A 13,662-nucleotide genomic window follows, 5' to 3' on the forward strand; every position below is an offset into this window, starting at 1 on the left:
GACCGAGAATCTCAGTGAAGAGCACGATAAGTATCTGTATGGTGAATAAATGGCAGTCCTGCTCGACACCAGTTACTTTGTAGCATATATCAACAGCCGCGACAGGAACCACCAGCGTTCAAGGGAATTATCACCTGACATTTTCGCGGGTAAATACGGCCCGACAGTGGTTACCGACCATATTTTCGATGAGACCATAACCACCTGCATGCACCGGGTCAATAATACACCTGAGATTGAAAAATTAGGTGACTACATACTGGATTCTGAAATTGAATTATTCCAGGTAAACAATACCTTCGCCACATCTGTTGTTAAAATAATATAGTTTTTGTGATATAACTTTACCTCAGACTTTATCAAAATCTAACGATTCACCATTTATTAACCAAACATATTTCATATATAAACTCTTACCTCTTCTTATGGGCCGGAATAGAGTCTATCATATCGTAAAAAAAATTAGCTTGAATGATCTTGACAAAACCATCAAAGGAAAGGAAAAAGAACTTCGCTTGCTGAAAAGGCTATACTTTATACGGTTCTTATACCATGGAGATGCCATAGAGAAAGCAAGTGAAAAAGTTGGGATAACAGAACCGACTGCTTATGAATGGCTTAAACGATGGAATAAATTCGGTTACGAAGGCCTTATTCCACACTTCAGTGGAGGTCCAGAACCAAAACTCAACGAAGAAGATATTGAAGAATTAAAGAGCCTCCTCAAAAGTAAAGATAGCTGGAAATTAAAAGAAGTTCACAAGCTAATCAAAGAGCAGTTTGGTGTTGATCATTCTGAAATGCATGTCTGGAGGATTATGTTAAAGCTGGGACATGCGCCATCACAGCTTTAATGGAAAAGCAGTTTTTATCGAAACCTGGATTAATAATTTTTTTAGAACTATAACTTAAATATGTTATGTTAATGAGGGGATTTTATGTTTGACACATTAGCTATTTTGTTATGTCTAAATAGTTGCTTGGATACAACGACATTAAACCAGTTAAAAACAATCGTGGCTGCCATGTTAGCCATGACCGGCAGAGTGACCATGCTTGGGATATCACGTTGGGCAGGTGAAGGTGGTAGTTATCGTACAGTTCAACGATTTTTCAATACACCAAATTGCATGGGCAAACGTTCATTGGTATCTGATCCGCCATTGTTTTTTGGATAGCGATGACACATTCCTTATAGCTGGTGACGAAACAATCGTGACAAAAGCCGGAGACGCGACATATGGTCTCGATTGATTTTTTTCATCAATTTTTGGAAAAACAGTGCCTGGTTTATCGTTTTTCACGTTTTCGCTGATAAGTACAAAGCGGCGAACCTCCTATCCACTGATAACCCAACAGATGATACGTTCTTAAGAAAATACAATATCGGAAGATTCTATTTCTACGAAACAAAGCAAAAAGGAACTGAATAAATCTAACAAAAAAAGAGGGAGAGGCAGGCCCAAAGGCAGTAAAAGCAAAAGCAAGGAGATTATCGACTTACCACCTTATCTATGTTTTATTCAGAATAATCTTAAGAAAGTGCTGCAGATGATTGGTTATACCATCCCTATTGCCTATGGTGTGCTTGATGGCGCATTTGGACACAACAACGCTTTACAAATGGTCAGACAATGCGAAATACACATCATTTCAAAATTATAATGCAATTCTGCACTCTATTTTCCGTATAAAGGCACATATGGAGGGCGTGGTGCAAAAAGAAAATATGGTGATAAAATTAACTACAACAACATCCCACGCAGGTATTTGAAAAATACCACTACTGAAAAATCAATTAGAGTAGATATTTATCAAATGACCATGCTGCATAAGTTATTTGGTAAAAAGCTAAATGTGGTCATTATTGTTAAAACCAATCTCAAAACTTTAGCCAGGGGGCATGTGATTTTGTTCAGCAGTGATTTGGATTTAGCATATGACAAGTTGATTGATTATTACAAGCTACGTTTTCAGATTGAGTTTAATTTCCGAGATGCAAAACAATATTGGGGCTTGGAAGATTTTATGAATGTCAAGGAGACTCCTGTAATTAACGCTGCTAACCTGGCTTTTTTCATGGTGAATGTTTCTCAGGCTTTAATTGACAATGTTCGTCAGGATAATCCTGTATTTGGAGTTCAAGATCTTAAGGCATACTTCAGAGGTGGAAAATATGTCAATGAAACATTAAAATTGCTACCGCAAAAACCAGATCGAATTTTAATTCAGCAAATATTTGATAAAATAACGAAAATAGGTGGTATTAGTGGTGGTTAGTATTGGTTAATGGCGAAGGTATTGTAATTAGATTTAATATTATTTTATCGAGAAGACATTTATTCATAATGTTTACATTGTCATCTCATATACAATTGGCTTCATTTGCCCGGAGTATACCAAAAGCAAACCCGAAACATTTTTTAACACCAATACAACATCTATATGGATTCAAATGACCAAACAACCTGTACTCAACATACTCAAAGATATATTCCAGGCATGTGAATATGAAGTGGATTCGTCCTATTTATCGGATATGGTGGCAACCAAAGGAACTTCGGACCGCGTTTATGTCAAACTTGACAGGGAAGTTGACTATAACTCGTTACGAAGGTTTGCCGATTCCATGAAAAACACTGATGGTAAAGGGCTCTATATCCTGTTGAACAATGCCGACAGCAGATTTGGAGACTTCGCTGCTAACCACGGATTAATACTATGGGACCAGTCTAAGCTGGAACAGCAGATAGGCAGGGCTATACTGGCCAACGCTTCAGGTGAACCAATGGACCTGATATTGGAAACGCCAAATACTGAATCTCATGGGAACATTTTTGAAACCCCTGTTGCCAGTAACCAACAGGATGGAGGTATGTTTGGATTGTTCAGTGACCGTTCTGCTCCACAAAAAGAACCAAGACCCACTTCAGAATCCACATTCAAATGGCCCGAATTCAACTCGCCTGCGAGAGATAATGACTCATACAGGAATGACAACCTTGATATGAATCGTATCAGGGAAACTCCAGAGCTATCCGGACCTGATGAAAAGTTAATTCGCATCCCGCTTCCATCATTTCCTATCAATATGGCGAAAACCAGTGCCATCAAGATAGGTCAGGCAAAAGTTGGTAATGTACAGGATTTCCTCCTGAAATTCATACCATATTACAGTTACCGGTATGACTTTGAGACCAAAAGGAAATTAGCCTCAGAGATTGTTGACCTCAGCGGGCAGGGTGAAGGAATGGTGAATGCCATTACCGGTGAAAACAAATTTACCCGGATCAACGGAGTCCTTGAACATACTGATATTCCAACTGAGAACTACCACATCAAGGAACCAGTTATTATTGACAGCGATGCCCAGGATACGGCATTGAATGCCATTATCAGTAAACACACCAAGAGAATGAAAAAAGATGAAATAAAAGGTGATACCATTGTTTATGAGAACAAGACAGTAGCACCGGGCAAGAATGATATCAACATGCCCATCAGGTTAATATATGTCCCTGTCTGGGAGATACATGGTAAAAGCAATACTATTGATATCAATGCCTATGATGGGCACGTAGTGGAAGAACCACTCGATGATGACGCTGAATTCGTTTAAACATCTGAATGTGTACGTCTTTCATATATCCGTGTTATAAATATTGGTGCAAATATAGTCGTCAGCAGGCTCATAATGAGAATAGATGAATATATTTCCTGGCCAATTACGCCTGCATTCAGCCCTATTAATGCAGCTATCATTGCAATTTCACCTCTGGGTACAATTCCCAGACCTATAATTACTGAATCAGTGTGACCTACCCCCATAATCCTGGATGGGAGATATCCACCTATCAATTTTGTAAGAATAGCTACCACTGTTAGTGCAAGGACAAAGACCACAGCACCAGATGCAGCATGCAAATCTACCAGGATTCCCAGGGATACAAAAAAAATTGATGCAAAAACCGCTTCTAGGTATGATGCTCCGACCCTGTAACACTTAATATTTGAGTTTTCAAGTGAAACACCTGCTATGAATGCTCCTACAATACCACTCAAACCTGCAATTTCTGCAATAACACTATAGAAAAATGCTATTGTCACCGCTCCTATGAATGTCATCATCGGCATGTTATTTTTTTGTGACCAATCATACAAGTCTTCCAATTTCCTTGCAAAATAATTCATTCCAAGATATACGCCAAAGAACAGGAAAATTAATGCAATTACAGCAATCTTGAGAATGGATAGTGCAGTGATCTCGTGAATTGCGAACTCTGTAGTGATCGATAGTGCCAGAAGACCCAGTACATCATCGACCACAGCAGCCCCAATGATTATTTTTGATGCTGATGTGTCCAGTTTACCCATTTCTTTAAGCACATGAGCAGTGATGGCTACACTGGTGGCAGTGAGTGCAGTCCCCACATATATGGCGCTGACGGTATTATACCCAAAAGCAACTGCAAGGAAATATCCGCCTATCCAGGGTATGATCACACCTACCAAGGCCACAAGTAATGAAGTGAAATTGGATATATCTTTGATCTTAGTCTGGAGTCCTACTGCGAACAACAGGAATATTGCACCCATTGTGGCCGTACTTGCAATGAAATCTGTATACGTTATCCATCCAAGCAAGCTGGGTCCGACCAGTATCCCTACGAGTATTTCTCCCACAACAATTGACTGTCCAATACGCTGTGCAACAAGATGCCCCACAAGCGATATAAATAAGAGAAGAGATATCTGGAGTTCAATATTATGAGAAATATCAATCATGTTTTTGCCGTTTAATTCGATAGCGTTTATTTTATATTAAATATCTGACATCTGACAATGATTATTCTGTGGTAGACAGGTAGGAATCAAAGCCTGAAGATGTTAGTATTTGCCCTTCGGGAGTTATCAGGAAACACTCAGTGTTTTCAGAATTCTCAATAATTTCAAGACCGTCATCAGGTCCTAGCACGAAAACCGCGGTGGCCAGGGTGTCTGCTTCCATGGCCGAGCTTGCTATTACGGTTGCACTCATGAGACCTTCTGATGAGTATCCTGTCCTGGGGTCACTGATGTGGGAGAGCCGGGCAGATTCGTTAAAATAGCGCTCATAGTTGCCGCTGGTTGCTACAGCCATATCCGATATTTCCATGACCACTAATGATTCGCTTTTATTCTCTGGATTTCGAAGCCCTACTTTCCATTTCGTACCGTCAGGTTTTTTCCCGAAGTACATGCCATCACCTCCGGCATTTACAAAACCGCTTTCATATCCGCTTTCTTTGAGTACTGCGACCGCCTGGTCCACAGCATACCCTTTGGCTATGCCGTCCACCGTGATGGACATTTCTTCTATTTTAAAGGAAACAGTGTTGTCGGTAATTGAAATATTGCTGTAGTTCACAAGGAGAAGGGTTTCGTTTATATCCTGTCCGGTTGGAAACTCTCCCGCATTTATTTTACTTTTCCACAGGTCAAGTATAGGTTTTATGGTAATATCAAAGGCACCATTGCTAATATCTCCATAATATATTGACCGCTCAATTACGTAAATGAAATCTTCTGATACGTTACTTAATGTTCCTTGTGTGTTCAGGATGCTTATTTCACTTTCCGGGTCATAGGTGCTCATCAAATTTTCAATTTGATCGATTTCAGTAAATGCACTGTTTATGGCGTCCAGGGCACCGGCATCGGGACCGCTCGTCTCAATAGTGACAATTGTGCCCATAGCCTGCCTATTTTGAGTAGTTACTTTAACATTTCTTTCATCACCAGGTTCATTAAAGAAATAAGTAAATATCATAAATACAGTAGTGGTAACTATTATTAATGCCAATAGGGAAATAAGTATTCTGCGATGCTGGTCATACATGTTTACAGGCAAAATATCGGATATTATATCTATTTTTTGTTATGACAATCAATAAAGTACTGCATGCATGAACATTTAATGGATTTATTCATCAATATTCTACATAATTAATAAAGGCATTCCATTATAAAATGGAAAGATATAAGTTAATAAAAAATCCCTTGAACTTTGATCATAATGAGGAGTATAAACCATATAAGCAAGATTTCGTTTGTCTTGACCATATTGATACTTTTTGGTGTTTTACAGTATATTAATTTCCAGTCATCCCCTGAAAAGGTTATTCCTTATGGTACACCTGAAATACTCTGGGTAAATAGTATAATCAAACTGGTGGTTGCTTTAGGTACTATTGGCCTTTTTTCTATAACATTGATAATGCACCGCAAATTCATGAAATCCGAAGGTCAGCATCATGAGGACAAGAAGGCCATAAAAAGAGCTTCTCTTATCGAACGTTTCTCTCCAATCCAGATAATTGTCCATGCAGTTACCGGGATTTCCATTTTGATCCTTTATTTTACCGGTATTCCCCTGCTGTATCCCGAACATCTTGGATGGATTACAGATATGATCGTACTGTCAAGAAACATGTTCTTACATAGATTGGCAGGATTGGGATTGTTATCTGCTGCAATATACTATCTGTTGTACACAGTCCAGTATATTAAGGACGTGGACAAGGATTTTACCAAAAACATCATTCCTACGCCTATGGATGTTAAAAGTGCCATTTCTGACTTAATGCTTGTTTTGGGTAAGAAGAGCAAAAAGTACGAGTCACATAAATTCAACTGGCTTGAAAAGGTGGATATCTGGAGTGTGGCAGTTTTCGACGGACTGATAATGTGTGTAACAGGCGTCATAATATGGGCGCCGTGGTTGTTCTCATCCTTCCTGTCTCCTTCGTATATACTGAGTATCAATGTGTTACATGGCGGGTTTGCTGTGTTAAGCCTATGCGGTATATTGCTGCACTTCTATGTTGTACATCTTACTCCGCATAGGTTCCCCATGGACTTCAGTATTTTTACCGGTACTGTACCTTTGAAGGAAGCTGAGGAAGAATATCCACTATGGGTAAAAGAAGTAGGTGATAAATCATGATTGAGCGAATCGGTACTTATGTTGTACTTATTTCTTTACTGACATTTGTGTTAGTTGAGACAAATATCCTGACAACAGGTGTAATCATCACAATTGGCCTGAACGTGGCCATGTTGCTCGTAGCTGCGCAGTTTCTGGCGTTGCTTCTTGGTATAAAGCGATCACTGGGAATATTCAACAAGATGGAACAAAGCCCACTTTATTCACCCGTGAGGGAAGGACTCATATTTTCCCAGAAAGAGGAGCAATAGCACGTTTAATAATAATTATTTTAGGAGCAAATACAATGGGTATCAGGGAAAGTCTGGATGCGGCTTCAAATGTATTAGTCAAAGAGAACCTGCTTATGGTTTCAATCAATGAGAATATGGTGGGCAACGGCTGGAAATTGCTGGAAGAGAGTTTCAGGCCTTCTGAATTCTTTTCAATGTTCGCTAAGAAGGAAAGTCCTTTAAACCGGATATCTATAAAGGCATCAGCGATGGGAAATATGTTGAAAGTGAATTTCAAAGGTGAAAGAGCATCCCGGAGTTCAATGGAAGATATCATTGATTCCAATAGTTATGAAATTTCCAAGACATTCAATGTTAACATGTATGTTACCGATGACATTGAAATGAGCAATGAACAACTGTTATCCAATGCAGTTTGTCTCGTTATCAAGGAACTTGAAGATAAATTAGCATAATCGAGGAATTGACTTCATGAAAATGCGCACACTCTCAATTATAATTATTCTCACTGCATTGGCAGTGATATTCTTTGGCAATCTTAGTTATAACAATTACCAGGCTCAGGCCTCTCATTACATAAAAGGTAATCTGTGGGATGAAAACACCTGTGGCGGCTGCCATCCGGGATCCTATGACGATACAAATAACTCATACCATGTATTGGGTGATACCGGGTATGTAGCAGTTAATGATTGGTCTCCTCTTCACATTAACTTGATCGAAGAGGATTATTCGGATGAACTGGCCAGGAGTTGGGGTATTCGGGAACCTGAAAGTGCCAATCTCAACTTGGCAGTTAACAGTACTGATAATGTAATCGGTTTTCTTACTTCTGATTGCAGGGTCTGCCATCTGAAAGGGGAGGTTGATTTTGATTGGTCCCAGTTGCTTGAAGCGTCATCAGGTAAGATAAAGGATGATTCGGAAACATTTGATGATGTATTCCTGGGCAAACCTTCAGACGCGGTATGTGCCGACCGCTGCCACAGGATAGAGGTTCCCGTACGGGCCGTAATGTGGTCCGGTGACGACTATGCTGAATATGATGCCCACGCTAATGCAAGTGTAAGCTGTATAGAGTGTCATACCACACAGAATCACCAGATAGGCCGGAACAGGACCATTGACAGTATGAATCCTGATGTATATCCTATGCAGCAGTGTATAGATTGTCATTTCGAAGTCAATCATGGCATGTATGCAGATGCCCATCTGGTAAATGTGTCATGCGAGTCATGCCACATCCCAATGTTGAAAGGAGGTCAGTTACCAGGTGGTGCCCCGTTACTTTCTGTAGATTGGACCGGCGGTAACAGGGTAAATGAATACAGGACCGAGGATTTCCAGCCAGTTCTAGCATGGTTTAACGGTACCGTGGAGGGAATTCCTTATCCATCTCACCGAAATGATTCGGGAGTCTTCCTGAAGCCATTAAACGTCATTAAAGTATCATGGTGGGACGATGGCAATGATGAGGAAATTGTACAGGACCCGGATAACAGTTCAAGGTGGGGTACCCCCATTATTCTTTCACATGTGAGGAAAGCCGATATTGATAATGATGGTAATGTGACTATCTCTGAGATGAGGTCATTTGATGCAGAAAAGGATGGAGCACCCGATTATCCGTATGCAGTAATAAGAAACAGGGATGTATATTATTCAATCAGCCATAATATCATTTCCAACGCCAGTGATAATGCTATGGGACTTACTGCACTGTGGTGTGTTGATTGTCACGGTAATACCTCCAGGATAGACTGGCCACTCCTTGGATATGAAACAGACCCGGCAGAAACTGACCCGCCGACTAATTTTTCATCGTATAATGTTACCGTGGAGATTGTTCCTCTGAGACCAAAACCCGAAGAGATTGAGCATGAACCTCAGTTACCCGTTGACCTGTTTGGTTTGGATGGTTAGATGATCATGGCTGCTCAGTATAGTTTTAACACGAATATTTCGTATAGAGGTTAATAAAATGACAGAAGAAGTGAAAGAAAAAAATTCACTGGAAGATGTACAAGATTCACGCAATCAGGTTGTAATACCGCTTCTTCAACACAGGGGTGTAAAATGCGAACCACTGGTAAGTGTGGGGGATAAAGTAATAATCGGTCAAAAGATTGGAAATGTAGACCATGACCTGGGTGCTCCGGTCCATTCAAGTGTTTCAGGAGATGTTGTAGCGATCAGAGATCATGCACATCCTGTATGTGGTAAAATGCAGAGTGTGATTATAACATATGATAAAATTGGTAATACTCCTAAATTCAAAGGTAATAAATCCGCCAATAAAGCTGAAATACTCGATAGAATTAAAGAGTCCGGTATAATTGACCTGGATGGAAATTCTCTTTATTTTAAACTCAATAGTGGAAAAATGATTGATACCGTATTGATAAACCTGACTAATGAAGGTGATTTATTCAGTAATTTCACGTCAGAGAATATCCCTAAGATAGTCAGCGGGCTGAAACTCTTGCTCAAAGTTTCAGGTGCCAGCAAAGGAGCGTTCGTTGTTGGAATGAATGATGTGAGGACGAATTCAGCTCTCAAGGCCGAACTGGGTGAAGATAACGATGTTAGCATATTCCAGGTAAAGAGGGTATATTCTCCCACCATGCTCAATCTTTTGGCAAAGGAGATGACGGGTATGAGAGTCCCCAATACTGGCACACCGGCAGACGTGGGTGTGCTCATTTCCAGTGCTTATGGTGCAATGGCCGTGAGTGAAGCAGTACTTGAAGGTATTCCTCCTATCAAAGTCAATGTAATGGTCTCTGGTGCAGTGAAACAACCTGGCGTCAAAAGGGTGATCGTTGGGACCAGCTTCAGGGAAGCTATCGAATCTTGTGGGGGATATATTGGTAAACCTGGTAAGATCATAGTTAACGATGTCATGACAGGCACGGCGCAATTCACCGATGAAGTGCCGGTCACAAAAGCCACAACCAGGATAGTTGTGCAGTCAGAAAATGAAGTGTTGAAGGATAAAACAGGCCCCTGCGTTCATTGTGCCAGGTGCGTGGACGTTTGTCCCGTAAATATCCTCCCAGGGTTTATAGCATCTTACGCAGATATTGGCAGGTACAATGAATGCGATAAACTTCATGTACAAAGTTGTATAGAATGCGGTATGTGTTCAAATGTGTGCCCATCCAAGCGACATCTGGTACAGTTGATACGGTATGCAAAACACGCCTTGTTAAAGTCATTCATGATAATGCAGGAAAAAGAATCGCCTAACCTGAAACTGGGATGTACTTCATGTAATAGCCCCTGTCACATGGGTGCACCAATGATATTGGTGGAGGGGAAATAAATGAAACTTGCAGTATCCCATCCTCCACACATAAAATGTAATGTTACTATTGCATCAATTAATGTTACCAAGATAGCAGTACTTGTTCCGGTCAGCCTGATATCAATGTATGTATTTGGGGTATATGCTCTGGCTGTAATACTGGCAAGTGTCCTGGCAGCCATCCTCACTGAAGTTGCTATACAGAAATTCCAGAAACAGGAATTGACCATTCATGATGGTGATGCAGCATTGATAGGCCTGATACTTGCATTAATGCTTCCGCCTACCGTTCCATTGTGGATACCAGTAATGGGGGCATTTTTTGCCGTTGCACTTGTCAAACATGCATTTGGCGGATTAGGGTCTACATTATTCAATCCTGCAATAGCAGCTCTGGTTTTTTTAAATATGTCCTGGACTGCGTTATTAGCTGTAGATTCTGTACCCCATATAACCCAGTATTCTGATCTCATACTTGAACTGGGTGCAGGGAGGCTGGTTGAGGTTTCACCAATTGCCCTTATCGGTGTGTTATACCTGATACGCAGGAAATACATTGATTGGCGCATTTCACTGTCATACCTGTTGACCACGATTGTACTTGCAGTGGTATTAGGTGAGGCCCTTTCCTATGTTATCACCGGATTATTGCTGCTGAGCGTGTTCTTCCTGGCTACTGATCCCACCACATCCCCTGTCACAAAGGATGGCAGGATCGTCTATGGTATAATGTGTGGAATATTGACAATAATGTACGGTTATTTCAGTTATAATTATGGACTGGGAGCAGTATACACTGTTTTCTTTGCCAATGCTGTATCCCCATTTATTGAAAAAAATACCTATCCAAAGCCTGTTGATGAGGTGATGGTATGAAACTGGACAAGGAATACATGTCAGCACTGGCAAAACTGGTGTTATTATCGGTAATTGCAGCAGCTATACTTGGTGCAGTTTATATCCCCACACAGGTGCAGCTAAAGATCTACCAGGAGGAGCAAAGACAACTGGCACTTCGGGAAGTAATGCCAGGGGCAGTCAGTTTTGAACAGGTATTATCAGGAGAGGAAACACTTTATTATCGTGCTCTTGATGAGAACAATAACCTGATAGGATATTCTTTTTTCAGGGACCAGAGCGGTTCCCAGAGCGTGATCACGGTTGCCGGGGGAATTGATACTAATTTCACAGTTACCGGAATTAAGATTATGACCCATGCTGAAACTCCCGGGCTCGGTGCGAAAATTGTTGAGTCGTGGTTTAGTGAACAGTTCAAAGGAGTGGAAGAGTCCAAACTACTGCTTTCTAAGAAAGGTGGATCAATTGATGCCATAACAGGTGCGACAATTTCTTCCCAGGCTGTAATCGATGCGATACAGTATAAAGTAGATGAAATTCAGAAAATGGAGAAATAGGTGGAATTCATTATGGCCGAAATGACAATCAAAGGTGAATATCTAAGAGGAATTATAAAAGATAATCCAATTTTTGGACTGGTCCTGGGACTTTGTCCCACCCTTGCAGTTACGACATCAGTTGAGAATGCCATAGGCATGGCAGGAGCTGCTATGTTTGTCCTGCTTGGTTCAAATATCATGATATCAGCATTGAGAAAACATATTCCACCGATAACCCGCTTGCCCATGTTTATTATAATAATATGCACATTTGTTACGATTATTGATCTGGTCATGGAGGCATATACTCCACCTTTATACAGGGCACTGGGTATCTTTATTCCCCTTATTGTGGTCAACTGTATTATTATTGGTCGTGCAGAAGCATACGCCAACAGGAATACGGTGAAATTCTCAATTATTGATGCTTTAGGGATAGGTACAGGATTCTTACTTGTACTGGTATTAATTGGTGCGATCAGGGAACTCCTGGGTACAGGAATGATAGTCCTGTTTGGATTACAAATAGTAAGTATTCCCATAAACCCGGCGACATTCATGATCCTCCCTGGTGGAGCTTTCATGACTATAGGAGTATTGATGGCAATGGTCAATTACGGGCGTATCAGAAAATTGAGGGAGGTGTGATAGATGGACTCGTTATTTGCCATAGCTATAAACGGGATTTTTGTCAAGAACTTCCTGCTGGTCCAGTTCCTGGGATTGTGTTCATTCCTGGGTGTATCAAAAGAGACAAAGAGCGCAGCCGGTATGTCTGCAGCGGTATTATTTGTAATGATAATGGCATCTACAGCTGCATTTCTCATATTCTCTTATGTATTGCAACCGCTTGGATTAACGTTCCTGTCGACAATAAGTTTTATTATCATAATTGCGGCTCTTGTGCAACTGGTGGAATTTATCATCCGTAAACACAGCCCTCCACTGTATCGTTCACTGGGAATATTTCTCCCCCTGATAACTACCAACTGTGCTATCCTGGGTGTTGTGGTACTCAATGTAAGACTTGAATATGGATTTGTACAGAGTGTTTTCTATGGTTTTACTGCCGGTCTTGGATATACCATGGTCATGTTACTCATGTCTGCTATCAGGGAAAGAATTAACATTCTTCATGTACCTGCATCTATCCAGGGATTACCCCATGCATTCTTTATTACCACATTGCTTTCCATGGCTTTTGTGAATTTCTTCGGAGTGATACCTACATGAACGGTACCCTGTTAATATCCGAATCAGCAATAATCATCGGAAGTATCGGATTTCTGGTAGGTATTGTGCTGATCTGGGCATCAATAAAATTTGCCGTTGAAACGAATCCTATCGTGGAAGAGGTCATTGGAGTGTTGCCAGGTGCCAATTGCGGTGCGTGTGGTTATGCCGGGTGTTCTGATTTTGCCGAAAAGGTCGTCAATGAAGCAGCACCTATTGCCGGTTGTCCTGTAGGGGGTTTTGAGGTTGCCAAACAGGTAGGCTTCAAGTTAGGTAAGGAAGTAAAGGAAGCAGAAAAAAGATATCCCAAAGTACGGTGTAACGGTGGCGTTCACTGTATCGATAAGATTGATTATATCGGTATTAACGATTGTAAAGCAGTAATGATGATATCTGATGGCGAAAAGGGTTGTAGTTACGGGTGCATGGGCAGAGGTACCTGCGTACGTGCCTGTCCTTTTGGGGCTATATCAATGTCCGAAAACCGGCTTCCGCATATTAACAGGA

Annotated in this window: 15 protein-coding genes and 1 pseudogene; 14 read left to right on the top strand and 2 right to left on the bottom strand. The window is 40.9% G+C overall.

Translation table 11 applies throughout. The annotated features are described in order from the left end of the window. The first annotated feature begins 49 nt into the window (after positions 1–49). The 4 genes and pseudogenes from K0A89_12065 (at position 50) to K0A89_12080 (ending at position 3,619) form a co-directional block, all read left to right on the top strand. Positions 50–328: a hypothetical protein gene (locus K0A89_12065; GenBank protein MBW6519220.1), complete on the top strand. Its 279-nt coding sequence runs from the start codon at positions 50–52 to the stop codon at positions 326–328. 139 nt (positions 329–467) lie between these two features. Then, positions 468–854 carry a helix-turn-helix domain-containing protein gene (locus K0A89_12070; GenBank protein ID MBW6519221.1) on the top strand — a complete coding sequence of 129 codons (387 nt, stop codon included), beginning with the start codon at positions 468–470 and terminating at the stop codon, positions 852–854. 84 nt (positions 855–938) lie between these two features. After that, a pseudogene (locus tag K0A89_12075) lies at positions 939–2,280 on the top strand (transposase). 175 nt (positions 2,281–2,455) lie between these two features. Continuing rightward, complete coding sequence (locus K0A89_12080) at positions 2,456–3,619, top strand: hypothetical protein (protein ID MBW6519222.1); 1,164 nt, start codon at positions 2,456–2,458, stop codon at positions 3,617–3,619. Here K0A89_12080 and K0A89_12085 read toward each other — a convergent pair. Beyond that, positions 3,616–4,785, bottom strand: a complete 1,170-nt coding sequence (locus K0A89_12085; GenBank protein ID MBW6519223.1) for a cation:proton antiporter — start codon at positions 4,783–4,785, stop codon at positions 3,616–3,618. The two genes, K0A89_12080 and K0A89_12085, sit on opposite strands and share 4 nt — an antisense overlap. A 61-nt stretch (positions 4,786–4,846) precedes the next feature. After that, the gene (locus tag K0A89_12090; GenBank protein ID MBW6519224.1) at positions 4,847–5,878 is read right to left on the bottom strand and encodes an FAD:protein FMN transferase; all 1,032 of its coding nucleotides are present in this window, start codon (positions 5,876–5,878) and stop codon (positions 4,847–4,849) included. 225 nt (positions 5,879–6,103) lie between these two features. Here K0A89_12090 and K0A89_12095 point away from each other — a divergent pair, with 225 nt between their 5' ends. From K0A89_12095 to K0A89_12140, 10 genes are all read left to right on the top strand, one after another. Next, entirely contained in the window at positions 6,104–6,985 is an 882-nt protein-coding gene (locus tag K0A89_12095) for a cytochrome b/b6 domain-containing protein (GenBank protein ID MBW6519225.1), read from the top strand. Further along, complete coding sequence (locus tag K0A89_12100) at positions 6,982–7,236, top strand: hypothetical protein (protein MBW6519226.1); 255 nt, start codon at positions 6,982–6,984, stop codon at positions 7,234–7,236. Before K0A89_12095 ends, K0A89_12100 begins: the two co-directional genes overlap by 4 nt. Positions 7,237–7,271: 35 nt before the next feature. Next, on the top strand, positions 7,272–7,673 hold the full coding sequence (locus K0A89_12105) for a hypothetical protein (protein ID MBW6519227.1): 402 nt from the start codon (positions 7,272–7,274) through the stop codon (positions 7,671–7,673). 16 nt (positions 7,674–7,689) lie between these two features. Continuing rightward, positions 7,690–9,141 carry a methanogenesis multiheme c-type cytochrome gene (locus K0A89_12110; GenBank protein ID MBW6519228.1) on the top strand — a complete coding sequence of 484 codons (1,452 nt, stop codon included), beginning with the start codon at positions 7,690–7,692 and terminating at the stop codon, positions 9,139–9,141. Between the two features lie 58 nt (positions 9,142–9,199). Then, the gene (locus K0A89_12115) at positions 9,200–10,543 is read left to right on the top strand and encodes an RnfABCDGE type electron transport complex subunit C (GenBank protein ID MBW6519229.1); all 1,344 of its coding nucleotides are present in this window, start codon (positions 9,200–9,202) and stop codon (positions 10,541–10,543) included. Next, positions 10,544–11,401 (top strand): RnfABCDGE type electron transport complex subunit D, encoded by an 858-nt coding sequence (locus K0A89_12120; protein MBW6519230.1) that lies wholly within the window; start codon positions 10,544–10,546, stop codon positions 11,399–11,401. Next, complete coding sequence (locus tag K0A89_12125; GenBank protein ID MBW6519231.1) at positions 11,398–11,940, top strand: FMN-binding protein; 543 nt, start codon at positions 11,398–11,400, stop codon at positions 11,938–11,940. Before K0A89_12120 ends, K0A89_12125 begins: the two co-directional genes overlap by 4 nt. A 21-nt stretch (positions 11,941–11,961) precedes the next feature. Further along, entirely contained in the window at positions 11,962–12,570 is a 609-nt protein-coding gene (locus K0A89_12130; GenBank protein ID MBW6519232.1) for an electron transport complex subunit E, read from the top strand. Between the two features lie 3 nt (positions 12,571–12,573). Beyond that, positions 12,574–13,155, top strand: coding sequence for an RnfABCDGE type electron transport complex subunit A (locus K0A89_12135; protein ID MBW6519233.1), 582 nt, complete (start codon positions 12,574–12,576; stop codon positions 13,153–13,155). Then, positions 13,152–13,662, top strand: a 511-nt coding sequence (locus tag K0A89_12140) for an RnfABCDGE type electron transport complex subunit B (GenBank protein MBW6519234.1), incomplete at its 3' end; no start/stop codon positions are given. The genes K0A89_12135 and K0A89_12140, both read left to right, overlap by 4 nt.

The sequence above is a fragment of the ANME-2 cluster archaeon genome (assembly GCA_019429385.1).
In the GTDB taxonomy this organism is placed as follows: Archaea; Halobacteriota; Methanosarcinia; order Methanosarcinales; family Methanocomedenaceae; genus Methanocomedens_B.

What these genes read in the sequence shown, in the direction of transcription:
- K0A89_12065 (MBW6519220.1), top strand. Translation starts at nt 50, where the DNA reads ATGGCAGTCCTGCTCGACACCAGTTACTTTGTAGCATATATCAACAGC.
- K0A89_12080 (MBW6519222.1), top strand. Translation starts at nt 2,456, where the DNA reads ATGACCAAACAACCTGTACTCAACATACTCAAAGATATATTCCAGGCA.
- K0A89_12085 (MBW6519223.1), bottom strand. Translation starts at nt 4,785, where the DNA reads ATGATTGATATTTCTCATAATATTGAACTCCAGATATCTCTTCTCTTA.
- K0A89_12090 (MBW6519224.1), bottom strand. Translation starts at nt 5,878, where the DNA reads ATGTATGACCAGCATCGCAGAATACTTATTTCCCTATTGGCATTAATA.
- K0A89_12100 (MBW6519226.1), top strand. Translation starts at nt 6,982, where the DNA reads ATGATTGAGCGAATCGGTACTTATGTTGTACTTATTTCTTTACTGACA.
- K0A89_12105 (MBW6519227.1), top strand. Translation starts at nt 7,272, where the DNA reads ATGGGTATCAGGGAAAGTCTGGATGCGGCTTCAAATGTATTAGTCAAA.
- K0A89_12110 (MBW6519228.1), top strand. Translation starts at nt 7,690, where the DNA reads ATGAAAATGCGCACACTCTCAATTATAATTATTCTCACTGCATTGGCA.
- K0A89_12115 (MBW6519229.1), top strand. Translation starts at nt 9,200, where the DNA reads ATGACAGAAGAAGTGAAAGAAAAAAATTCACTGGAAGATGTACAAGAT.
- K0A89_12120 (MBW6519230.1), top strand. Translation starts at nt 10,544, where the DNA reads ATGAAACTTGCAGTATCCCATCCTCCACACATAAAATGTAATGTTACT.
- K0A89_12125 (MBW6519231.1), top strand. Translation starts at nt 11,398, where the DNA reads ATGAAACTGGACAAGGAATACATGTCAGCACTGGCAAAACTGGTGTTA.
- K0A89_12130 (MBW6519232.1), top strand. Translation starts at nt 11,962, where the DNA reads ATGACAATCAAAGGTGAATATCTAAGAGGAATTATAAAAGATAATCCA.
- K0A89_12135 (MBW6519233.1), top strand. Translation starts at nt 12,574, where the DNA reads ATGGACTCGTTATTTGCCATAGCTATAAACGGGATTTTTGTCAAGAAC.